The organism is Kumtagia sp. (assembly GCF_059502445.1).
This window is the reverse complement of the sequence record NZ_JCACER010000008.1, coordinates 92,477-114,957: the sequence shown is the minus strand read 5'-3', so window position 1 is coordinate 114,957 and position 22,481 is coordinate 92,477. Positions and strand designations below refer to the sequence as shown.

At 66.5% G+C, this 22,481-nt stretch carries 24 protein-coding genes; 9 read left to right on the top strand and 15 right to left on the bottom strand.

The genetic code is table 11. The features are described 5' to 3' along the window. Positions 1–62: 62 nt before the first annotated feature. From AC5JDC_RS03540 to AC5JDC_RS03525, 4 genes are read right to left on the bottom strand one after another with little or no spacing between them, the layout of a single operon-like run. Positions 63–434 (bottom strand): helix-turn-helix domain-containing protein, encoded by a 372-nt coding sequence (locus AC5JDC_RS03540; RefSeq protein WP_495839161.1) that lies wholly within the window; start codon positions 432–434, stop codon positions 63–65. After that, a complete protein-coding gene (locus tag AC5JDC_RS03535) occupies positions 431–973 on the bottom strand; it encodes a Smr/MutS family protein (RefSeq protein WP_495839159.1) in 543 nt (180 codons plus the stop codon). Before AC5JDC_RS03535 ends, AC5JDC_RS03540 begins: the two co-directional genes overlap by 4 nt. Continuing rightward, complete coding sequence (mltA, locus tag AC5JDC_RS03530; RefSeq protein WP_495839157.1) at positions 970–2,079, bottom strand: murein transglycosylase A; 1,110 nt, start codon at positions 2,077–2,079, stop codon at positions 970–972. The genes AC5JDC_RS03535 and mltA overlap by 4 nt, the downstream gene beginning before the upstream one ends. A gap of 24 nt (positions 2,080–2,103) precedes the next feature. Beyond that, a complete protein-coding gene (locus AC5JDC_RS03525) occupies positions 2,104–2,805 on the bottom strand; it encodes a Tim44/TimA family putative adaptor protein (RefSeq protein WP_495839155.1) in 702 nt (233 codons plus the stop codon). A 190-nt stretch (positions 2,806–2,995) separates the two neighbouring features. On the opposite strand from AC5JDC_RS03525, the gene AC5JDC_RS03520 reads away from it, so the two are divergent. Together AC5JDC_RS03520 and secB are read left to right on the top strand one after the other, a co-directional pair. Beyond that, complete coding sequence (locus AC5JDC_RS03520; protein ID WP_495839153.1) at positions 2,996–3,499, top strand: FxsA family protein; 504 nt, start codon at positions 2,996–2,998, stop codon at positions 3,497–3,499. 147 nt (positions 3,500–3,646) lie between these two features. After that, positions 3,647–4,150, top strand: coding sequence for a protein-export chaperone SecB (gene secB, locus AC5JDC_RS03515; protein WP_495839151.1), 504 nt, complete (start codon positions 3,647–3,649; stop codon positions 4,148–4,150). Here the strand turns inward: secB and dnaQ are convergent. The 5 genes from dnaQ to AC5JDC_RS03490 form a co-directional block, all read right to left on the bottom strand. Continuing rightward, entirely contained in the window at positions 4,143–4,868 is a 726-nt protein-coding gene (gene dnaQ, locus AC5JDC_RS03510; protein ID WP_495839149.1) for a DNA polymerase III subunit epsilon, read from the bottom strand. The two genes, secB and dnaQ, sit on opposite strands and share 8 nt — an antisense overlap. 78 nt (positions 4,869–4,946) lie before the next feature. Then, positions 4,947–5,540, bottom strand: a complete 594-nt coding sequence (gene coaE / locus AC5JDC_RS03505; protein WP_495839147.1) for a dephospho-CoA kinase — start codon at positions 5,538–5,540, stop codon at positions 4,947–4,949. Beyond that, positions 5,537–6,382, bottom strand: coding sequence for a shikimate dehydrogenase (locus AC5JDC_RS03500; protein ID WP_495839145.1), 846 nt, complete (start codon positions 6,380–6,382; stop codon positions 5,537–5,539). Before AC5JDC_RS03500 ends, coaE begins: the two co-directional genes overlap by 4 nt. Continuing rightward, a complete protein-coding gene (locus tag AC5JDC_RS03495; RefSeq protein WP_495839143.1) occupies positions 6,375–6,968 on the bottom strand; it encodes a Maf-like protein in 594 nt (197 codons plus the stop codon). Before AC5JDC_RS03495 ends, AC5JDC_RS03500 begins: the two co-directional genes overlap by 8 nt. 137 nt (positions 6,969–7,105) lie before the next feature. Next, positions 7,106–7,927: a pyruvate, water dikinase regulatory protein gene (locus AC5JDC_RS03490; RefSeq protein WP_495839141.1), complete on the bottom strand. Its 822-nt coding sequence runs from the start codon at positions 7,925–7,927 to the stop codon at positions 7,106–7,108. Positions 7,928–8,434: 507 nt separating this feature from the next. Here AC5JDC_RS03490 and hemJ point away from each other — a divergent pair. From hemJ to AC5JDC_RS03455, 7 genes are all read left to right on the top strand, one after another. After that, a complete protein-coding gene (gene hemJ / locus AC5JDC_RS03485; RefSeq protein ID WP_495839203.1) occupies positions 8,435–8,917 on the top strand; it encodes a protoporphyrinogen oxidase HemJ in 483 nt (160 codons plus the stop codon). Positions 8,918–9,083: 166 nt separating this feature from the next. Continuing rightward, a complete protein-coding gene (gene rho, locus AC5JDC_RS03480; RefSeq protein WP_106774212.1) occupies positions 9,084–10,349 on the top strand; it encodes a transcription termination factor Rho in 1,266 nt (421 codons plus the stop codon). A gap of 202 nt (positions 10,350–10,551) precedes the next feature. Further along, positions 10,552–11,895 (top strand): tRNA uridine-5-carboxymethylaminomethyl(34) synthesis GTPase MnmE, encoded by a 1,344-nt coding sequence (mnmE, locus tag AC5JDC_RS03475; RefSeq protein ID WP_495839138.1) that lies wholly within the window; start codon positions 10,552–10,554, stop codon positions 11,893–11,895. Positions 11,896–11,982: 87 nt separating this feature from the next. Next, positions 11,983–13,863, top strand: coding sequence for a tRNA uridine-5-carboxymethylaminomethyl(34) synthesis enzyme MnmG (gene mnmG / locus AC5JDC_RS03470; protein ID WP_495839136.1), 1,881 nt, complete (start codon positions 11,983–11,985; stop codon positions 13,861–13,863). After that, positions 13,860–14,495, top strand: coding sequence for a 16S rRNA (guanine(527)-N(7))-methyltransferase RsmG (gene rsmG / locus AC5JDC_RS03465; protein WP_495839134.1), 636 nt, complete (start codon positions 13,860–13,862; stop codon positions 14,493–14,495). Before mnmG ends, rsmG begins: the two co-directional genes overlap by 4 nt. A 25-nt stretch (positions 14,496–14,520) precedes the next feature. After that, positions 14,521–15,318, top strand: a complete 798-nt coding sequence (locus AC5JDC_RS03460; RefSeq protein ID WP_106774216.1) for a ParA family protein — start codon at positions 14,521–14,523, stop codon at positions 15,316–15,318. Positions 15,319–15,356: 38 nt separating this feature from the next. After that, positions 15,357–16,232 (top strand): ParB/RepB/Spo0J family partition protein, encoded by an 876-nt coding sequence (locus AC5JDC_RS03455; protein ID WP_495839132.1) that lies wholly within the window; start codon positions 15,357–15,359, stop codon positions 16,230–16,232. Positions 16,233–16,301: 69 nt separating this feature from the next. Here AC5JDC_RS03455 and holA read toward each other — a convergent pair whose 3' ends face one another. The 6 genes from holA to AC5JDC_RS03425 all read right to left on the bottom strand — a co-directional run bounded on the left by holA (position 16,302) and on the right by AC5JDC_RS03425 (position 22,452). Continuing rightward, on the bottom strand, positions 16,302–17,354 hold the full coding sequence (gene holA, locus AC5JDC_RS03450; protein WP_495839130.1) for a DNA polymerase III subunit delta: 1,053 nt from the start codon (positions 17,352–17,354) through the stop codon (positions 16,302–16,304). A gap of 48 nt (positions 17,355–17,402) precedes the next feature. Continuing rightward, entirely contained in the window at positions 17,403–18,191 is a 789-nt protein-coding gene (locus tag AC5JDC_RS03445) for an ABC transporter ATP-binding protein (protein ID WP_495839128.1), read from the bottom strand. Beyond that, positions 18,188–18,973 carry an ABC transporter ATP-binding protein gene (locus tag AC5JDC_RS03440; RefSeq protein ID WP_495839126.1) on the bottom strand — a complete coding sequence of 262 codons (786 nt, stop codon included), beginning with the start codon at positions 18,971–18,973 and terminating at the stop codon, positions 18,188–18,190. Before AC5JDC_RS03440 ends, AC5JDC_RS03445 begins: the two co-directional genes overlap by 4 nt. Beyond that, the gene (locus AC5JDC_RS03435) at positions 18,970–19,797 is read right to left on the bottom strand and encodes an ABC transporter permease (protein ID WP_495839125.1); all 828 of its coding nucleotides are present in this window, start codon (positions 19,795–19,797) and stop codon (positions 18,970–18,972) included. Before AC5JDC_RS03435 ends, AC5JDC_RS03440 begins: the two co-directional genes overlap by 4 nt. Continuing rightward, a complete protein-coding gene (locus tag AC5JDC_RS03430; protein WP_495839123.1) occupies positions 19,794–20,777 on the bottom strand; it encodes an ABC transporter permease in 984 nt (327 codons plus the stop codon). The genes AC5JDC_RS03435 and AC5JDC_RS03430 overlap by 4 nt, the downstream gene beginning before the upstream one ends. A 61-nt stretch (positions 20,778–20,838) precedes the next feature. Then, complete coding sequence (locus AC5JDC_RS03425) at positions 20,839–22,452, bottom strand: ABC transporter substrate-binding protein (RefSeq protein WP_495839121.1); 1,614 nt, start codon at positions 22,450–22,452, stop codon at positions 20,839–20,841. Positions 22,453–22,481: the final 29 nt, after the last annotated feature.

Below are 22,481 nucleotides of genomic sequence, written 5' to 3'. Positions count from 1 at the left end.
GCGTCGGTTCATTTCATCGTCCCTCGGTTCGCGTTGCTGCGCCGAGGACGAATGCCACGTGCTCACTCCGACATGGATCGGCCGGCTGTTCGCAAGATGGCGATCAAGGAGTCCAGCGTCGCCTTGTCGAGGCGCCCGATCTTGTCCGCCAGAAGGTTGGCCAGCAGCGTCGCTTCCGGGCTCAGACCGGCGGTGTCTACGACGATGCGCGGATGCGATTCCCAGGCCAGCCGCTCCAGCTCCTCGGCATCGTCCCATATGACGTTGAAATAGCCGATGATCTTCTGCACCGTCGCCCAGTTCGGCGCGCCCCGGCGGCCATGCTCCAGGGCCGAAAGATAGGCCGGGCTGACGCCGAGCGCGGCTGCCATGTCCTTCTGGCTGATGCCGCGCTCCCGGCGCAGCGCCCGCATCTTGGCGCCGAACGGGGTCATCGCGGCGCCGGGCGGCGCAGCCGCACATAGAGCGCGCCGCCGCCGCCGTGATTGCGCGCGGCGTGATCGTGGCTGCTGACCAGACCGCGGAACGGCGCCGTGGCGAGCCAGCCGGGCACGGCGCGGCGCAGCACGCCATCACCGCCCGAGGACGAGCCTTTTCCGGTGATCACCAGCACGTAGCGGATGCCGTTGGCATGGGCGCGATGAAGGAAGGAGAACAGCAGCGGATAGGCCTCGTCCTGGGTGAGGCCGTGCAGGTCGACGCGACCCTCGATCGGCAGCCGGCCGGCGGCAAGCTTGTCATGCGTCGGGCGGTCGAGGGCGTTCTGGGCGAGGGTTTTCGGACGAGCCGGCGCAACCGGCGGCGACGCCGGCGCGGCAGGAGGCGCCTTGTCCAGCACGTCCTTCATGGTCAGCGGCGGCTCGGCCGGCGCTTCCGGATGCTTTCGCCCTTTCAGCGGCGTCGCCGAGCGCGCGACAAGGCTCCACAGCACCCGGTCCTCGTCGGTGAGCGTCTTGTGCGACCGACGGCTCATTGCCGGATGCCCATGGCAAGCGATCGCGGAATCAAGGCAAAGAAGTCGGCCTTGGCCCGCACCACGCCGGCGATCTCTCCTGCCGCGTCGCCCGAACCGGCGAACAGGTCGCCGCGCGCCGGGCCGACGATCGCCGAGCCGGTGTCCTGGGCGATCATCAGCCGCCGGAACGGCTCTCCACCGAAAGCGGTCAGGTCCGGCGCATGGATGAAGAACGGCGTGCCGAAGGTGTGCAGCAGGCGGTCGACCGCCATGGACCGGCCGGGCGTCAGTGGTACCTTGGCGGCGGCCACCGGGCCGAGGGCGGGATCGTCGACGGTCGCCTCGCGGAAGAAGATAAAGGAGCGGTTGCGCCACAAAATCTCGTCGATCCGATCCGGATTCTGTGAAAACCAGGCGCGAATGGACTGCATCGTCACCTTTTCCAGCGGAATTTCGCCGAGATCGGCGAGGATTCCGCCGGGTCCGGTGAAGCGGTGTCCCGATTTCGCGGCATAGCTCACTCGCCGGGTCATGCCGTCCGGCATGATGAGGCGCGCCGCTCCCTGGACATGGATGAAGAAGGCCTCGACCTTGCCGGCGACCCAGGCGATCGCCAATTTTCCGGCGTCGAGCGCGCCCTGCTCGATGGCCTGCCGGTCGAAATAGGGCTTTATGCCGGCCTCGGTCTTCTGGCCGAAGGCGAGATAGGGATCGAAGCCGGCCGGCCGGTTCGCGTCGTCGACGTCGACCAGATCGTGCGGGCGCGCCAGCAGCGGAACCGTGAAATCTGCCGTTCGGACCGGCGAGGCAGAAACCGCGGGCTCGTAAAAACCGGTGACGAAACCCCTGCCGCCGTCCTCCGCGGCGATCCGGGCCGGAACGAAATGCCGCTCGAAGAAGGCCCGCGCCTGCGCGCCGTCCGCGACCTCCGCCACCCTCGCCTCGGCATAGGCGGCTTCGAAGGCGGCGAAGTCGACGCCGAGGCTGCCGGTTCGGTAGGGTTTCGAAAGGACATGGAAGGCAGAGCGCCGGAAAGCGACGAAAGCCTCCCGGCAACCATCCTCATGCCAGCCCGGCAGTTCGTCGAAATGCCCGAAAACGAAAGACGGGGAGAGCGGCGGCATGGCGGCGCTCGGCGGCCCGGACGATCAGTCTTCGGCTTCGGTGGCGACCAGCTTCCAGTTGGGATCCTTGGAGCGGGTGTCGCGGGCGAAGGTCCAGACGTCCTTGACCTCCGCGACGGTCTCCGGATCGCCGTCGATCACCTCGCCGGCCTTGTCGCGGGTCGCCGAGATCAGCTCGCTGACGACGCGCAGCGTGATGTGCGCCTCGCCGCCCTTCATCTCGGCCGAGACGATGTCGGCCTTGTCGATGCCGACGAAGGAGGACTGGATCTTCTCCGAGCGGCTCTCGCGATCGCCGATCGCGGCGACGAAGCCGTCATAGACCTCGCGGGATAGCAGGTTCTTCAAGGTCTTTCGGTCGCCGTCGGCATAGGCCATGACGATCATCTCGTAGGCCATCTTGGCGCCCTCGACGAAGAATTTCGGCTCGAAGGTCGGGTCGGCGTCGCGGATGGCGCGCAGCCCCTTGTTGAGGTCGCTCGGCGGCGGGGCGACGGCGTCGATCGCCGCATAGGTGTCGTCCGGCTCGCCGGGCCCGCGCTTGCGCGGCAGCGACACGACGTTGTCCGTCTTGGAAGGATCCTTGTCGCGGGTGCGGCCGGCGGTATAGGGATCGAAGGGCTGCCGCTCGTTGCCGGTGCGGCGGCCGAGCACGTTGCGCAACTGGAAGAAGATCACGACCGCCGCGACCAAGAAAAAAATCGTCCCGAAGTCGAAGAATTCCATATCTTCCGCCAACCCGATCTTATTGAAGGTGCGACCCCGGCACAGGAACCGGGCACGGCACCGCGTGTCGCAGCAATTCATATAGATCGCAGGGGGCGATCATTCAAATCAAACACCTGCATACCTATGTATGGCACAATGTGCCAGCAGCAATTGCCGGCTCGGCCAACCCCTTCAATCCGGAATCCCAGTGCGACGCATCCTCCTGCCCCTGTTCCTCCTCGCCCTTCCGCTGATCGAGATCGCCGGCTTCGTGATCGTCGGCAGCGAGATCGGCGTGCTGGCGACGATGGCCCTGGTGCTGGCGTCCTGCATCCTCGGCTCGATCCTGCTGCGCCTGCAGGGTTTCGGCGTACTCAGCCGCATCCGCCAGGATGTCGCCGAGGGACGCGACCCCGGACGCCAACTCGCGCATGGCGTGATGATCCTGGTCGCCGGCATCCTGCTGATCATCCCCGGCTTCTTCACCGACATCATCGGCCTGCTGCTGTTCCTGCCGCCGGTGCGCGACCTCGGCTGGCGGCTGGTCCGCGACCGCGTGCAGGTCGTCGGTGACTTCGGGACGTTCCGCGGCAGACCCCATGCGGGCGGCGGGCGCGGTGGCGGCAAGGGGCCGACGATCGATCTCGACGAGGACGACTATGAACGGACGCCCGATCCGGATTCGCCCTGGCGGCGCATCGACCGGGGCTGACCCGAAGCTCGGTAGCAGGTCATCGCGAGCCCGGGATCCGACCATGTCCGCCTGCCCGGCAAAACTTGTGTTGCCCAGCCGAGCATGCTAGCGAGGCCGCGATTTTGATCGGGCCGCAAGACGGCCGAAACGAGAGGATTCCGGCCGATGGCCAGCAACGAGAACACGCCGGCGGGAACGGCGACCAACGGGAACGCCCAGCAGACCAAGCCGACGCTCAACGTGCTTGCGCAGTATGTGAAGGATCTGTCCTTCGAGAGCCCCGGCGCGCCGAACTCGCTGCGCGGCCGCGACAAGGCCCCCGGCATCAACATCAACGTCAATGTCAGCGCCAATCCGCTTTCCGAGAAGGAATTCGACGTCAACCTGACGCTGAACGCCAAGGCCACCTTCGAGGCGGAAGTGCTGTTCAACGTCGAGCTGGTCTATGGCGGCGTCTTCCGTATCGAAGGCTTTCCGCAGGAGCACATGCTGCCGCTGCTGTTCATCGAATGCCCGCGGCTGCTGTTCCCGTTCGCGCGCCAGATCATCGCCGAGGCGACCCGCAATGGCGGCTTCCCGCCGCTGATGCTCGATCCGATCGATTTCGCCCAGATGTTCCAGCAGAAGCTGGCGGAAGATCAGGCCGCCGCCAAGGTCAAGGTCAGCTGAGCGCGTCGGCCGGGCGCACCGCGCCCGGCACCTGCAACCACAGCGCCTTGTCGCCCAATTGCGCGACCAGGCGCGCATGCGCTTCGGTCTCTCCCGACGTCAGCCGCGGCGCAAGCGGCCGCGGCCGCAGCCTGATGGCGACCTCCACGGCTTCGATCGACTGCTCGGCGCGCGCCGTCTCGACGGTGTCGAGGATGAGCGCGGCCTGCTTGCCGCCGATCAGCTCGATATAGACTTCCGCCAGCAGTTCGGAATCGAGCAGCGCACCGTGCTTGGTACGCCGGCTGTTGTCGATGCCGTAGCGGCGGCAGAGCGCGTCGAGCGAATTCGGACCCATCGGATGCTTGCGGCGCGCCAGCGCCAGGCTGTCGACGACCCGCTCCGGCGCCACCGGCGGCAGGCCGAGACGCGCGAACTCGGCATTGATGAAGCCCATGTCGAAGCCGGCATTGTGGGCGACCAGCCGGGCGCCGTCGATGAAGTCGACGAAATCGCCGGCGATCTGGGCAAAGGTCGGCTTGCCGACGAGGTCGGCGTCGCTGATGCCGTGCACGGCCAGCGCATCGGGGTGGACGGGCCGGCCCTGCGGATTGATGTACATGTGGAAGGTGCGGCCGGTGGGGAACCGGTTGTCCAGCTCGACGCCGCCGATCTCGATCACGCGATCATCGCGCGGATCGAGCCCGGTCGTTTCGGTATCGAAGATGATTTCCCGCATCCGAATCAGTTCTTCCGCCTGACGTTCATGAAACCGATTTTCCGGCAGGGACGCGGCCGGAGCAAGGTGTCCGCCGCCTCAGCTGCGGTTTTCCCCCGCCAGATCGGCGATGATGGCGGCAACGGCCTCTCGAGCACTCTCCATGCCGAGCCCGGTATCGATGAGGTAGTCGGCCCGGCGCCGTTTTTCGGCGTCGGGGACCTGCTTCGCCAGGATGGCACCGAATTTCGCCTGCGTCATGCCCGGCCGTGCCAGCACCCGCCTGCGCTGGATTTCCGGATCCGCCGTCACGACGGCGACCTTGTCGACGCGGCCGCGCCCGCCGGTCTCGAACAGCAGCGGAATGTCGAGGACCACCAGCGGCGCGCCGGCGGCGCGGTGCCGGGCGACGAAGGCATCGGCATCGGCCCGTACCAGCGGGTGCACGATCGCCTCCAGCCTGGCCAGCGCCTCGGGCCTGCCGAGCACGTGTCTAGCGAGCTCGGCCCGGTCGACCACCCCATCGCGCACCGTACCCGGAAACGCAGCCTCGACCAGCGGCGCGGCGGCGCCTGAATAGAGCCGGTGCACCGTCTCGTCGGAATCATGCACGGGCACGCCGGCGTCGGCGAACATGCGGGCGGTCGTCGACTTGCCCATGCCGATCGATCCGGTGAGGCCGAGGACGATCATGCCGCCTTCGCGACGATATCGGCGGCGACCAGCGCGCGCAGCTCCGGCGTCACCTCCGGCTTGACGCCGAACCATCTCTCGAAGCCGGGTGCCGCCTGGTGGAGCAGCATGCCCAGGCCGTCGACGGTTTTCAGGCCGCGCCGCCGGGCCGCCGCCAAGAGCGGCGTCTCGAGCGGAACGTAGACGATGTCCGTGACCAACGCGCTGTCCCGCAGATGCCCGAGGTCCAGCGGAAGCTCGGCCTCGCCATGCATGCCGACGGAGGTGGTGTTGACCAGCAGCGCCGCATCGCCAAGCAACTCGCCGGTCGCGGCGAGCGGATGGGCGGAGAAGGCCGGGCCGAACTCGCGGGCAAGCAGCCGCGCCCGCTCCAGCGTCCGGTTGACGATACGGATGTCGCGGAAGCCCCGTGCCTTGAGCGCGTAGAGCACGGCCCGGGCCGCTCCGCCGGCGCCAAGGACCACCGCGGTCCCCGCATGCGCCCATCCCGGCGCATGCTCGTCGAGATTGGCCGCGAAGCCGTAGGCGTCGGTGTTCGATCCATGCAGCAGGCCGCGCTCGAGCCAGAGCGTGTTGACCGCGCCGATCCGTTCGGCCGCGTCGTCGCGACGGTCGACGGCGCGGAATGCAGCCTCCTTGTGCGGCAAGGTGACGTTGCCGCCGACGAACGTGCCGCCTGCGAGCGACGAAACGAAGGCCTCGAAGTCGCCCGGCGCAACGTCGACGGCTTCGTAGCTTCCGGAAAGTCTGTAGCGGGCGAGCCAATGCGCGTGGATCTTCGGCGACCGCGAATGGGCGATCGGGTGCCCGCAGACGAAGGCCCTGCGTCTTGCCTCAGGCATCGATCGCCCCCAGGTCGCGCAGCGCCGCCAGCACCGGCAGCAGGGGCAGGCCGACAATGGTGAAATAGTCGCCGTCGATCCTCTCGAACAGCTGGATCCCCTCGCCCTCGATCTGATAGGCGCCGACGCTCCGCAGCGCCTTGTCGCCGACGCGGGCGAGGTGGCGGCCGATGAAGGCCGGGTCGAGAGGCCGCATGGTCAGTCGCGCGACCGAAACCGTGCGCCACAGCGTCTCGCCGTCGCGCACCAGGACCGCAGCGCTGTTGAGATGATGGGTCTTGCCGGAGAGCGCCAGCAGATGGCGCCGCGCATCCTCCATGTCCTTCGGCTTGTGGAACAGCCTGTCGCCCAGCGACAGCGTCTGGTCGCAGCCCAGCACCAGGGCTCCGGGATTGCGCCCGCTCACCTCGATCGCCTTGGCCTCGGCCAGCACCTCTGCCACCTCCTCCGGCGTCGCGCCGGAACCGGCGAGCGGCGCCTCGACCATGCGCTCGTCGATCCGGGCGGCAACAGGCCGGATGTCGAGGCCGGCATCGACCAACATCGTCCTGCGGAACGGGCTCGCAGAAGCCAGGATGAGCGTCATCGTCGCGCCCTCGCGCAAGTGGTGTCGGTAATCGCCCTAGAGCGGAATGCGATCGGATCGAACCGGCATCCCGTTCTATCTCGTTGTTTTGCCGCATGATCTTGTCGGAAAAGTCTGCAGCTTCCCGGGATCATGCTCTAACGCGTCTTGCCGCGCAGGGCAACGATCGCCGCCGCCGTCTCCTCGATCGAGCGCCGGCTGACGTCGATCGTCGGCCAATTGTGGCGCGCGCAGATCTGGCGGGCGTAGGCCAGCTCCTCGGCGATGGTAGCGCGGTCGACATAGGCCTGGGAGTCGAAGCCGGTGGTCATGCCGAGCACACGGTTCTGCCGGACATGCGAAACGCGTTCGGCGCTGGCGATCAGGCCGACGATCAGCGGCCGGGTCGCCAGCGCCAGGCTTTCGGGCATAGGCACCCCGAGCACGATCGGAATGTTGGCGGTCTTGATGCCGCGGTTTGCGAGATAGATCGATGTCGGCGTCTTGGACGTGCGCGATATGCCGATCAGGACGATGTCGGCCTCGTCGACGTCGTCGGGCGACTGGCCGTCGTCATGCTCCATGGTGAAGTTGAGCGCGTCGATGCGGCGGAAATATTCGGCGTCGAGCACATGCTGGGCGCCGACGCGCCGGCCGGCCGGCGTGCCGAGATAGGACTGGAAGACGCCAAGCACCGGCTCCAGCACCGACACGCAGGGCAGGCCCATCTCGGCGCAGCGCGAATCGATCAGTCCCGCCAGGTGCTGGTCGACGATGGTGTAGAGGACGATGCCCGGCTCCTCATCGATGTCCTCGAACACCTTGTCGAGCTGCTTTTCAGTGCGGATCAGCGGGTAGATGTGTTCGATCGCCCGCGCATGCTTGTACTGCGCGGCCGCGGCACGGCCGGCGGCGAGCAGCGTCTCGCCGGTGGCATCGGAAATCAGGTGGAGGTGGAAGAAGTTCTGCGACTTGTTCACAGAGCGCGCCCGGTCCTGTGGGGGGATGTGGACAACGGGCCGGAATACGCCCTGCCCGTCGGGCGGACTGTATCAGAACGCCGCTTGTCCACAATTCACCGCGGCGCGAAGCCTGATGGCGCGGTGCTGGCAATTATGGGGAAAACCGGGCAGACCCAATCGTCGTTCAACGGGAGCGGGAACCCAGTCGTCTGGAACTCTCTGAAAAACAGGAGGTTTTGGCGTTTTCCCCGCAGTTCTCCCCATCCCGGCGGGAGGCACCCACAGCCGAAAGCCGGCCCGCGACACAATGCCCGGCCGGGAAAACGTCCAATCACCGATTCCAACAGAGTCATAGAATCAGAAATTCCTTTATGAATGTTTAAAGTTTTAGAGGAGCGCCAGGGACAGCGAAGTCCGTCTCCGACCGGACGGGACGCTTCATTCGGCGACCAGCGTGGGAGCAGTGCAGTGAGCAGCACGGACAGCAACACCAGCAGCGGCCGTGTCGCCGCCAAGCGAGCGGCGATGGCGCTCGTCCTTTTCGCAGTCGCCGCGGGCCTGCTCTTCCTTCTCGATCCGGTCGATCTCAGCCTCTGGATCAAGGCAGCCCATGTGATCGCGGTCATCTCCTGGATGGCCGGCATGCTCTATCTGCCCCGGCTGTTCGTCTATCATGCCGGAGCCGAGCCGGGCTCGGTGCAATCCGAGACCTTCAAGGTCATGGAGCGGCGGCTCTACCGCCTGATCATCAATCCGGCGATGATCGCCACCTGGGTGTTCGGACTGTGGCTGGCCTGGAGCCAGTTCGGTTTCATGGGCGGCTGGCTGCATGCCAAGATAGCGCTGGTGGTGGCGATGTCGGCCGTGCATGGCTATCTCGGCAGTGCGCTGCGGCGCTTCGCCGAAGACCGCAACGAAAAGCCGGCGCGGCATTGGCGCATCGTCAACGAGGTTCCGACCGTGCTGATGATCGTGATCGTCGTCCTCGTCGTGGTCAAACCGTTCTGATCGCTGGAACCGAAAAGGCGCCTTGCTCTTTCTCTAGCGAGGCGGTAAAAGCGGGGCCCTCCTCTCCGCCACACGCCGCCCCTCATCTTGGAATTCGCAGTCGGTTGCGTCAGGCGCGCTCATCGCATTCGTCGATAGCTTTTTCTCACCTTCGCCAAGGCCTCCTATGCAGGAAATGAAACTTCAGGACTTCAAGAACAAGAAGCCGATCGACCTGATCGCCTTCGCCGAATCGCTCGATGTCGAGAATGCCAGCGTCATGCGCAAGCAGGAGCTGATGTTCGCGATCCTGAAGAAGCTGGCGGCGCAGGATGTCGAGATCATCGGCGACGGCGTCGTCGAGGTGCTGCAGGACGGTTTCGGCTTCCTGCGCTCGGCCAACGCCAACTATCTGCCGGGCCCGGACGACATCTACATCTCGCCTTCGCAGATCCGCCGCTTCTCGCTGAAGACCGGCGATACGGTCGAGGGACCGATTCGCAGCCCGAAGGAAGGCGAACGCTATTTCGCGCTGCTCAAGGTCAACTCGATCAATTTCGACGATCCGGAGAAGATCCGGCACAAGATTCACTTCGACAATTTGACGCCGCTCTATCCGACCTCGCGGTTGAAGATGGAGATGGAAAACCCGACCACGAAGGACATCTCCCCGCGCGTCATCGACCTGGTGGCGCCGATCGGCAAGGGCCAGCGCGCGCTGATCGTGGCGCAGCCGCGCACCGGCAAGACGGTGCTGCTCCAGAACATAGCCCATTCGATCACCAGCAATCATCCGGAATGCTACCTGATCGTGCTGCTGATCGACGAGCGCCCGGAAGAGGTGACCGACATGCAGCGCTCGGTGAAGGGCGAGGTGGTCTCCTCGACCTTCGACGAGCCGGCCGTACGGCACGTCCAGGTGGCCGAGATGGTCATCGAAAAGGCCAAGCGACTGGTCGAGCACGGGCGCGACGTCGTCATCCTGCTCGATTCGATCACCCGCCTCGGCCGCGCCTACAACACCGTGGTGCCGTCCTCCGGCAAGGTGCTGACCGGCGGCGTGGACGCCAACGCGCTGCAGCGGCCGAAACGCTTCTTCGGCGCGGCGCGCAACATCGAGGAAGGCGGGTCGCTCACCATCATCGCGACCGCGCTGATCGATACCGGCAGCCGCATGGACGAGGTGATCTTCGAGGAGTTCAAGGGCACCGGCAATTCGGAAATCGTGCTCGACCGCAAGGTGGCGGACAAGCGCATCTTCCCGGCCATGGACATCCTCAAGTCCGGTACCCGCAAGGAAGACCTGCTGGTGCCAAGGCAGGACCTGCAGAAGGTGTTCGTGCTGCGCCGCATCCTGGCCCCGATGGGCACCACCGACGCGATCGAGTTCCTGATCGACAAGCTCAAGCAGACCAAGTCCAATTCGGACTTCTTCGATTCGATGAACACCTGACGCGAGATCGCCGAGGGTTGTCGATTCGCACTCGAAACAAGTCTTCTGATAAGCGGTTCGATTCGGCTCCGGAACGTACGTCGGGACCATTGGATAGAGCCGCGACTGTCGCGGAGGTCCGCGATGGTCTGCCACCGCGAAATCGAGTGGCCACAGGCCTGCGGTCCACGCTAGGCTGACGCCGGATTCCAACGGCTGGAAGATGCGTATTACAGGCTCCTCTCCTGTTGCCGGCAAAACAAGCGACACGATCGTTGCCTTGTCGAGCGGGCGTCTGCCGGCAGGGGTCGCGGTCGTACGCATGAGCGGACCGGCGGTCAGGGAGACGATCACGGATCTTGCCGGATTGCTGCCGCCACCGCGAATGGCGCGGTTCGGTGTCCTGAGGCTGCCTGACGGGTCGGTGCTGGACAGCGGCCTGACGTTGTTCTTTCCCGGACCTCACAGTTTTACCGGCGAGGATTGCGGCGAGTTCCAGATTCATGGTGGCCGGGCGGCGGTCGATACGTTGCTGCGGACCATTGTCCAGCGGCCGGGCTGCCGGCTGGCGCAGGCGGGAGAGTTCACGCACCGCGCCTTCGAAAACGGTAAGATGGACCTGCTGGACGCCGAAGCGACGGCCGACATCATCGCCGCCGAGACCGAAGGCCAGCGGCGCTTCGCTGTCGAGAACAGCAGCGGCCAGCATGCGAAGCTCTACAGCGGATGGCGTGGCCGGTTGATCCGGGCGCGGGCGCTGGTCGAAGCCGAACTGGACTTTGCCGACGAAAGCGACGTGCCCGGCTCTGTCTCGGATCAGGTTTGGGCCGACATGGAGACGCTTCTGACCGAAATCCGCGGGCATGCGGGCAGCTATGCGAAAGCCGAAATGCTTCGCGACGGTTTCGATGTCGTGCTGGTCGGCGCCCCGAATGCCGGAAAATCCAGCCTGCTGAATGCATTGGCTCGCCGCGAGGTGGCAATCGTCACCGAGGAGCCAGGCACGACCCGCGACCTGATCGAAATCGCGCTCGATCTGAACGGCACGAAAGTAAGGTTAACGGATACGGCCGGATTGCGCGAAACCGGCGGCAAGGTGGAGCGCCTCGGCATGGAGAAGGCGCGGGCGCGGGCGCAAGGAGCCTCGCTCGTGCTGGCGCTTGAAGACCTGTCCGCTCCCGTGGCGGTCAGCGAGCGCTTTCCCGGCGAAGTCCTGCGAGTGGGGACCAAGCGCGACCTGGTCGGCCAGATGGAGTCAACGGACCCGTATGATTTTCTCATCTCCTGCGTAAGCGGCGAAGGCTTGCCCGAGTTGCTGGCGGCGATCGAGGACCGTGCCGCAAAGGCGGGGCCGCAGCGTGGCGAACTGATACCGTGGCGGATCCGCCATGTAGCGTTGCTTGAGGAATCTATGACCCATCTTCGGCGCAGCCTGGCTGCGATACCATTGGAACTCCGCTCGGAGGAGCTTCGGCTGGCGAGCAATGCCTTGGGGCGGATCGTCGGAGAAATCGACGTGGAGGATCTGCTGGAGGCGATCTTCGGCCAGTTCTGCATCGGCAAATAGCTCGTGATTCACGTGAAACATGCGCTTCACGGGCGGTGCACGAGCGCGAATACTTGACAGGCGCCGCGAGGCGCCTATGCAAACGACATGGCACAATCAGTGATGTTCGACGTGGTGGTGGTCGGCGGCGGCCATGCCGGCAGCGAAGCTGCCGCGGCGGCTGCGCGCGTCGGTGCCCGGACCGCCCTGGTGACGATGAGCGCCGCGGCGATCGGCACCATGTCCTGTAACCCGGCGATCGGCGGCATCGGCAAGGGCCAGCTCGTGCGCGAGATCGACGCGCTGGACGGCATCATGGGCCGTGCGGCCGACATGGGCGGCATCCAGTTCCGCCTGCTCAACCGGCGCAAAGGCCCGGCGGTGCGCGGGCCGCGCACCCAGGCCGATCGCAAATTGTATCGCGAGGCGATCCAACACCTTATCCAACTGCAGCCGAACCTTTCCGTCCTGGAAGGCGAAGTTGCCGAGATCGTTGTCAACGACGGCCAAGCGCGTGGCCTGATACTGACCGACGGTACGCATATCCTATGCGGGGCCATGGTGCTCACCACGGGTACCTTCCTGCGCGGCCTGATCCATATCGGCGAGCGGCGCATTCCCGCCGGCCGGATGAACGAGAAGGCGGCCGCCAGCCTTTCGGCTTCGCTGAGCCATGCCGGCTTCGCGCTAAAGCGCCTGAAGACGGGAACCCCGCCGCGCCTGGATACCGCAACGATCGACTGGGCAGGCCTCGACCGGCAGGCCGCGGACGAGGAGCCTGTGCCTTTCTCGCTGATAACCGAATCGATCGCCAATCCGCAGATCGAATGCGGCATCACCCGCACCACGGAGGCTACGCATCGCGTCATCCGCGACAATCTGCATCGGTCGGCGATGTATTCCGGCTCCATCGAGGGGGTCGGGCCGCGCTACTGCCCTTCGATCGAGGACAAGATCGTCAAGTTCGGCGACCGAGACGGCCACCAGATATTTCTCGAGCCGGAAGGCCTGGGCGATCCGGTGGTCTATCCCAATGGGATTTCGACTTCTCTTCCAGAAGACGTGCAGCTCGCCCTGCTCAAGACCATTCCGGGGCTGGAGCGCGCCAAGATGCTGCAGCCGGGCTACGCGATCGAGTACGACCACGTCGATCCGCGCGAGCTCCACGCCACCCTCGAGACCCGCAAGATCGCCCGCCTTTTCCTGGCCGGGCAGATCAACGGCACCACCGGCTACGAGGAGGCGGCGGCGCAGGGTCTGCTGGCCGGGCTCAACGCGGCACGGCGCGCTTCGGGCGAAGCGGGCGTCGTCATCGGCCGCTCCGAGGCTTATATCGGGGTCATGGTCGACGACCTTACGACAAGGGGCGTGACCGAACCTTACCGCATGTTCACGTCCAGGGCGGAGTTTCGCCTGTCGCTTCGGGCCGACAATGCCGACACGCGGCTGACTCCGCTTGCGGAAAAATGGGGCCTGGCGTCGGTCGAGCGCCGTAGCGCCTTTGCAGCGCTGGCTCGCCGGCGGGAGCAGGCCATGGGTCTTGCGCAATCCTTGTCGCTGACGCCCAACGAAGCGCGGCGGCACGGTCTGAACATCAATATGGACGGCAAGCGACGGTCGGCCTTCGAGCTGCTGTCCTATCCCGAAATCGATGTCCCGCTGCTGTCGGGCATATGGCCCGAGTTGGCTGCTCTCGACGCGAAGACCGCGGAGAGCCTGGAGATCGAAGCAGGATATGCGGTGTACCTCGACAAGCAGACCGGGGATATCGAGCAGATAAGAAGGGACGAGGAACGGCTTATTCCGGAAGGCCTTGATTTTGCTTCGCTTCCCGGCTTGTCCAACGAGTTGAAGCAGAAGATGGCGCATCGCAGGCCGGCATCGATCGCCGCGGCGGCGCGGATGGAAGGTATGACGCCGGCGGCTATGGCGATCATCGCCGCGCGTGTCCGCGAGGCAGAGCGGGGCGCTGGAGACCGGGCGGCGTGAACGCCGAAGCATCCGAGGCGCTTGTCAAGATCGCAGGGCCTGTTTCACGTGAAACTTTCTCCCGCCTGCAGCGGTTCGTCGCACTTTTCCAGCGCTGGAACGCGGTAACGAATCTGGTTGCCGCTTCGACGGTGGAGGATCTGTGGGACCGACACATTCTTGACAGCGCGCAACTGGCAAAGCTCCGGCCGCTGTCCGGCAGATGGGTTGACCTCGGGTCCGGCGGCGGCTTTCCGGGTCTGGTCTTGGCCATTCTTGGGCGTGAGAAGCCGGGCTTCCATATAGACCTCGTCGAGAGCAATCGAAAAAAGACCGCGTTCCTTCAGACGGCAAGCGGCGAGCTCGGCCTGCCGGCGGCCATCCATGGGCGGCGGATCGAACAGGTCCACGAAAAAATCGGGCAGGTCGACGTCGTCACGTCGCGTGCTCTCGCATCCCTTTCCGACCTGCTGGCTCTTTCGGAGCCATGGCTGACAAAGGGTGCAACGGCGCTATTCCACAAAGGTCGTGAATATCGTCGCGAGATCGAAGAAAGTTCTCACTTGTGGCACTATCACCTGATAGAACACCCAAGCGCGGTCGAATCGCAGAGCGTTATCCTGGAGATAAGCCGGCTGGATCGGGCGCGCTGACAGAAACAGCCATCGCGGCGGAACCATGTCCCAATCGCCTCGGATCATCACCATCGCCAACCAGAAGGGCGGGGTGGGCAAGACCACCACCGCCATCAACCTGGCGACGGCCCTGGCCGCGATCGGGGAGCGGGTCTTGCTCGTCGATCTCGATCCGCAGGGCAATGCCAGCACCGGCTTGGGCATCGACCGCCGGGATCGTGTCTCGTCCTCCTACGACGTGCTCACCGGGGCGCTGTCGCTCGAAGACGCGGCGATGGAGACGGCCGTTCCTGGCCTGTTCCTCGTTCCCTCCACGCTCGACCTGCTCGGCGTGGAAATGGAGATCGCAGGCACTCCCGACCGCGTGCTGCGGCTGCGCAATGCGGTTCGCTCCTCGGCAGCGAGAGTGGGTCTCTACAGCTATATCTTGATCGATTGTCCGCCCTCCCTCAACCTGTTGACGTTGAACTCCATGGCGGCGGCGGATTCCGTGCTTGTTCCCCTGCAATGCGAGTTCTTTGCGCTGGAAGGCTTGAGCCAGTTGCTCGAGACGGTCGAAGAGGTCCACCGGACGGTCAACCCCGATCTCACCATCCAGGGGATCGTCATGACCATGTATGACGGCCGCAACAACCTGGCCAATCAGGTCGTCGACGACGTGCGGGCCCATCTCGGCGACAAGGTCTACAACACGATCATCCCCCGCAACGTGCGCGTCTCGGAAGCGCCGTCGCACGGCAAGCCGGCGATCCTCTACGATCTCAAATGCACGGGCAGCCAGGCGTATCTGCAGCTGGCGTCGGAAGTGATCCGGCAGGAGCGCCGCCTGCGGGCAGCGTGAGGTTGCCTGGGGACGAACTGTAAGTTGAGCGACGTATCATGAACGATGATCCTTCCAGACGTAGGCTTGGGCGCGGACTTGCCGCGCTGATCGGCGAAATCGACAAGCCGGCGGAGCCGCAGCAGCCGGTTGTGCAGGGCGATCGCAAGGTGCCGATCGAATTCATCGAGCCCAACCCGCGCAATCCCCGGCGTGCCTTCGGCGACGCCGACCTCACCGACCTGGCGCAATCCATCAAGGAACACGGCATCGTCCAGCCGGTGGTGGTGCGGCCGTCCGGCAATACGCCGGGGCGCTACGAGATCATCGCCGGCGAGCGGCGCTGGCGGGCGGCCCAGCGGGCGGGGCTGATCGACATCCCGGTGATCGTGCGCGAGGTCAACGACCGCACGGCGCTGGAGCTTGCGATCATCGAGAACGTCCAGCGCACCGATCTCAACCCGATCGAGGAGGCGATGGGCTATCAGCAGCTCATCGACGACCATAGCTATACCCAGGCCGATCTCGGCCAGGTGATCGGCAAGAGCCGCAGCCATGTCGCGAATACGTTGCGGCTGCTCAAGCTGCCCGACGACGTTCGCGGCATGCTGATCGATGGCGCCCTGTCGGCCGGCCATGCACGGACGCTGGTGACGGCGCAGGACCCGACCGGCCTGGCCAAGCGCATCGTCGACGAGGGCCTGTCGGTGCGCCAGGCCGAGGCGCTGGCCCAGCAGCCGGCGGAGACGCCGCAAGAGGCGCCGGCCAAGACGCAGCGCGAGAAGGATGCCGATACGGTCGCGCTGGAGAAGCTGCTGACCAACGTGACCGGGCTGAAGGTCGCGATCAACCACAAACAGCAGGGCGGCGAGATGCGCATCGCCTACCGCAGCCTGGAACAGCTCGACGATTTGTGCCGCCGGCTAAAGACATAATTGCCAAGATAGTTTGCCGGCTGCTTTGGCGCATGATCCTAAAAGTCGGCAACTTTCGGGGATCATGCTCTAGCGTAAAGCGCCCTTGGCGTTCTGCCGGGACTCCACTGCGATCTGCAGCAGGGTGCCGTGTGCCAGGGCGACGGCAAGGTCGGGCCGCCGCCTGGTTTGCAGCACCGTATCGTGCAGTCTGGACAGGATGCGGGCCAGCCCGCGGCTGGTCCATCGCCCCAGCGCCTGTTCGACCAACCGCCGACGGCTGAAAAAGACGGCTGGTTTTGCGGCAGCGACGGCGGAGGCGGCATTCGTCCCGTTCCTCTCCATCGCCACGCGCATGAGCTGAAGCGCCTGGAGCTGCCGCTGCAGCGACGAAAGAACCGCATAGGCCTGGCTGGAGCCGACTGCCTGGCGCGCGAAGGCCGCATCGAAGGCCTGGAGATTGCCCTCCAGAACGGCGTCCACGGCCTCGTCCACGGAAATCGACGAGACATCGCCGGTCAGCGCGCGGACGTCCTCCACCGATATGCTGCCGGTGCCGAGTGCATAAAGCGCCAGCTTGGCGACCTCGCCGCGGCTAGCCATGCGATCGCCGCCGAGATTGCGGCGCAGCAGCGCGCGAGCCTCCGGATCGATCGACAGGCCGGCCTTGCGCAGCTCGTCGTCGATGACCGCGTCGACCGAGCGGGCGTCGTCGGCATAGCAAGGCAGTGCTATGCCGGCAGCCGCCGATTCCACCGCCGCCCGCAGGCCGGTCCCTTTCTTGAGGTCGCCTGCCTCGATCAGCAGGACGGCGTCGGCGAGCGGGGACGCACACAGCGCCTTCACGTCTTCAGCAAAAGTCTTCTGGCCCTGCGCATTGCGCACCCACAACAGCCGGCGTCCGGCAAACATCGGGATCGTGTTGGCCTCGTCGAGAAGCCGGCCGGGATCCTTGTCGAGCTCGGCGGCGTCGAGACGAACGACCGAGAAGGGGTCGTCCAGTGCAATCCCCGTGTTTTGAGCGAAACGGCGCGCCCGCTCGCTGACCAGGCCGCGGTCGGGGCCGTAGATGAGGACGACGGGCGTCTCCTGGCGCGGCCGGGCGAGCCACGCATCGACTTCATGGGCTTTGAGCTGTGCCATGCGCCAGGGGTTAGCATGGTTGCGAATGGGGCGAAATGGCGTCGAGCATCATGGCCGCGGGGACGCGGCCGGCAGCCGTATCGCCGCCACGACCAGTGCCTGACCCATGGCCGATTGCGGCGCGGCTATCACGCGACGGGCGTCGCCGGTCTCGACGATGCGTCCGCCGTCCATCACGGCGATGCGGTGGGCGAAGCTGCGGGCGACGGCGAGGTCATGGGTGATGAACAGATAGGCGATCTGCCGGTTCTGACGCAGACCGGCGAGCAGGTCCAGGATGTCGGCGCGCACGGAGACGTCGAGAGCCGAAACCGCCTCGTCGAGCACGATCAGCTCCGGCCGCGTGGCAATGGCGCGGGCAATCGCCACGCGCTGCCGCTGCCCGCCCGAGATCTCGTGGATACGCCGCTCTCGCAAGGCGCGGGAGAGGCCGACTTCCTCCAACAGGGCGTCGATCGCAGCCGGGCGTCCGGATCGAGGAACGAGGCCGTGGATACGCAGGGGGTCGTCGAGCACGCGCTCGACCGTGGCGCGCGGGTTGAAGGCGGCGAGCGGATCCTGGAACACCATCTGAACTCTGGGCCGCAGGCGGCGCAACGGGGCGCCGCGCAGGGCAAGCAGGTCTATTCCGTCGAAGAACAGGCTGCCCGCGTCCGGCTCGACGAGCCGCATGACCACGCGGGCGAGCGTCGACTTGCCGCTGCCGGACGGGCCGACCAGCGCCAGCGTCTCGCCGCGCGCCAGCGAGAAATTGACGCCGTCCAGTGCGGCCAGGCGGTTCTCCCCCCGCCTGAAGGTCTTTCGCAGCCCGGTGGCAGTCAGCAGGCGTTCGGTCATACCCGACCCTCGCCGGGAGATGCCGGATCGTCGAGAGGCAGGCAGGAGGCAAGCAGCGCGCGTGTGTAATCGGCCTGCGGTTCCCGGATGATCCCGGCGGCGGTGCCGGTTTCGACGATCGCCCCATCCTTCAGCACGACGATGCGGTCGGCGATCGACGCGGCGAGGGCGATGTCGTGCGTGACGATCAGCAGCGCCATGCCGGTGTCGCGCACCAGCGTGTCGATCAGCCTGACGATCCCGGCCTGGACGATGGTGTCGAGCGCGCTGGTCGGCTCGTCGGCGATCAGCAGGGCCGGCTCGGCCGCGATGGCGGCGGCGATGCCGACGCGCTGCTTCTGCCCGCCGGAGAGCTGGTGCGGATAGGCATGCAGCAGGATGTCCGGATCGGGCAGGCGGACCCGGCCGAACAGTTCTGCGGCACGGCTCATGGCGGACCGGCGGTCGAGGCCGAGATGGACTTTGACGACCTCGGCGACCTGACGACCCACCGTCGCGACCGGGTCGAGGGTTCCCGCCGGGTCCTGGAAGACGAAGCCGACATCCTTGCCGTTGCGTGGCGGCCGCGACAGGCCCGGCCAGGAGAGCACGCCGCCGACCCGCGCGTCGCGCGGCAGCAGGCCGGCGATCGCCAGCGCCAAAGAGCTCTTGCCCGAGCCGCTCTCGCCGATGACGGCGACGCGCTCGCCGGCACCGATCGTCAGGTCGATGCCGGCCAGCGCCTCGCCTGCCGCGGAGGCATAACGCACGCGCAGCCCGGCGATTTCCAGCAGCGGCGTCACGACAGGCTCCTGCGCGTCGCCGAAGCCTCGACCACGCTTTCGCCGACGAGATAGACGCCGAGCACCGACAGCACCAGCGCGATGCCGGGGATGATGGAGAGGAAGGGTGCCGAGCGCAGCACGGCGCGGCCCTCGGCAATCATGCCGCCCCAGGTCACGCGGTTGGGGTCGCCCAGGCCGAGGAAGGACAGCGAGGCCTCGATCAGGATGGCGCCGGCGACGATGACCGAGCTCAGCGCCAGCACCGGCGGCAGGGCATTGGGCAGCACCTCGCGCAGGGCGATCTCGACCGGATGCATGCCGACGACGCGGGCGCCGGCGACGAAATCGCGCTCGCGGATGGACAGGATCTCGGCGCGGGCGATGCGGGCCGGTCCGGTCCAGGCTCCGAGGGCGATGGCGCCCACCACGGTGGCCAGCGACGGACCGGCGACGCTGACGAAGGCCAGCGCCAGCAGGAAGCCGGGAACGGTCTGGAAGGCGTCGGTGATGCGCATGAGCACATCGTCGGTCAGGCCACCGGCGAAGCCGGCCGCAGTCCCGACAAGCGAGCCGGCAACGATTGCGGCGGCGGCGGCCGCCAGCCCGACGGCGAGCGAGGTGCGGGCGCCGTGGAACAGGCCGGCGAGCACGTCGCGGCCGAGCCTGTCCGTGCCGAGCGGCAGCGACCAGTCCTGGAATGGCGGGGTCAGCGGCCGCCCGGCGATCGACAGCGGATCGGCCGGGAACAGGAGCGGGGCGACAAGCGCCATGACCACGAGCGCGGACAGGATCGCCGCGCCGGCAAGCGCCTCGGGCGAGCGCAGGAAGCGTCGCAAGGTCATGCCGCCTCGCCGGCGCCGACGCGCGGGTCGAGCACGGCATAGAGGATGTCGACCGCCAGGTTGATGATAACCACCAGCACGGCGCTGACCAGGATGATGCCGAGCAGCAGCGGCGTGTCGCGGCCGGCCACCGCCTCCTGCGCCAGCCGGCCGAGCCCGGGAACCGAAAACAGGCTTTCGATGACGACGCTGCCGCCGAGCATCGCCGCCGATTGCAGGCCGAGCATGGTGACCAGCGGCAGCAGCGCGTTGCGCGCCACATGGCCGATGACGATGCGGCGGCGCGGCAGGCCGCGGGCGCGGGCGGCGAGCACGAAATCCATGCGCCAGGCCTCCGCCATGCCGGCGCGCATGACCCGCAGGTAGAGCGCCAGGTAGATGAGGCCGAGGCTGGCGACGGGAAGGACCAGATGCCGACCGATGTCGAGGGCGCGGTCCAGCCCCTGCTTGCCCGACGCGATGGTCTCGATGCCGCTCACCGGGAACCAGCGCAGTTGCACGGAAAACAGCACCGTCAGCACGAGGCCGAGCCAGAAACCGGGCACGGCATAGAGGGCGAGCGAGCCGATCGACAGCAGGCGGTCACGCAGACTGCCTGGTCGTGAGCCGGCAAGGATTCCGAGCAGCGACCCGAGTGAAAACGATAGCGCCGTGGCGCTGCCCATCAGCAGCAGCGTGTTGGGCAGCCGCTCCAGCACCACGTCGAGCACCGGCCGCGAAAAGGTGACGGAACGGCCGAGATCGAGCTGCGCGAGCGACCAGACATAGAGGCCGAAGCGGGCGAGCGGCGAGCGGTCGAGACCCCAGGCCTTTCTGAGCTCCTCGATCATGCCGGCATCGCCGCCGGTCGACGCGACATAGGCGTCCACCGCATCCCCCGGTGCTGCCTCGAGCAGGAAGAAGCCGCCGACAATGACGATCGCCAGGACCGCGACGGCGCCCACAAGGCGGCGCAGGATGACGGCGCGGACGCGGTTCATGAGGGCGCTCACCTCAGGAATTCAGCATCCGCGACGCCGGTATGCAAGCATTTGTCACAGATTACGCACCGAGCCAGGTGTCCGCCCAGTTGGAGACCACCCAGCGCGGATTGTTGGCGATGTTGCCGACCGATTCGTGCGCGACGCTGACGAAACCCCATTCGGCGACGTTGATCAGCGGCAGGTCCTCGGCGACGAGCTTCTGGAATTCGCGATAAAGGGCGATGCGGGCCTCCGGATCGATCGTCTCCGACGCTTTGGCGATGAGGGCGTCGATGGCCTCGTTCCTGTAGCCGCCCTGGTTGGAGAAGGGCACGCCGTCCGGCAAGCCGCTCTGCACGAGGATTGTGGTGGAGATCGCCGGATCGACGCGGAAGACCGGCGGGGCCACCGCAAGATCGAAGGCATGGTCGGTGTAGACGGCCTTCTGATGCGCCGCGGCGTCGTTGTTGACGATCTCGGCATCGATGCCGACCACGGCGAGCGCCTGGCGCAGATAGTCGCCGAACTGCCGCGTCTCGTTGAAATAGGGGGCCGGCAGCAGCTTCAGCGAGAAGCGCTTGCCGTCGCCGCCGCGCGGATAGCCGGCCTCTTCGAGCAGCGCATCGGCCCTGGCGGGATCGAAGGCGTAGAGCGGCACCTCGTCGGTATAGAAGGTCTTGCTGTTGAGCGGCACCGGGCCGGTCGAGGCGTTGGCGTAGCCGAGGAAGATGGTGTCGACGACGAACTTCCTGTCGATCGCATGGGCGATGGCTTGGCGGACCTTGCGGTCGGCGAGTTCTTTGCGGCGGTGGTTGATCTCGACGACGAGCTGATAGGTGAGATCCTCATAGCCGCGCGACACCACCTTGAGGCCGGGGACCTCGGCGATGCGGGCGAGGTCGGCGAGCGGCACGGCCGAGAAGGCGGCAAGATGAATCTCCTCCGCCTCGAGCGCGCCGGCGGCGGCGGCGCGATCGGGCAGGACGCGGTAGATGATCTCGTCGAGAAGCGGCAGGTCCTTGTCCCAATAGGACGCATACCGCTCCAGCCGGTAATATTCGCCAGGCTTGTGCTCGGCGAAGCGGAACGGGCCGGTGCCGATCGGCGCGGTGTTGGCCGGGTTGTCGGCGATCTCGCCCTGCTCGTAGACATGCTTCGGCAGCACGCTGGTCAGCGGCGGCAGGGCGTTGCGGATGAGCTGGAACGGCGTCGGCTTAGAGAAGCGGAAGACGGCGGTATGTTCGTCCGGCGTGTCCACCGCCTCCAAATCCTTGAAGACGACGCGGCCGAGATTCTGCAGCGGCTTCCATACGTTGAGCGCCGAGAAGGCGACATCGGCCGAGGTGAAGGGTTTTCCGTCGTGCCAGGTGACGCCCTCGCGCAGCCGGAAGGTGACGGACAATCCGTCGCCGGAACCTTCCCAACTCGTCGCCAGCCGCGGGACCAGACCGTCGGCGCCGTCAAAGGAGGCTTCGGCGAGCGGCTCCACCACCTTGCTCGCCACGAAGAACACGCCGTTGGAGGCGACCATCGCCGGGTTGAGGTTGCGCGGCTCCGAATCGGCGGCGACGATCAGGCGCCCACCTTTCTTCGGCGTCTCCTGCGCCCACAGATGGGCCGGCAAGGCGGTGGAGGCGAGCAGCGCGGCCGAGCCGGACAGCAGCGAACGTCTCGAGAGCGGGAAAAGGGGCATCGTGGCGGTCCTTGCTGGGCGGTTCGTCT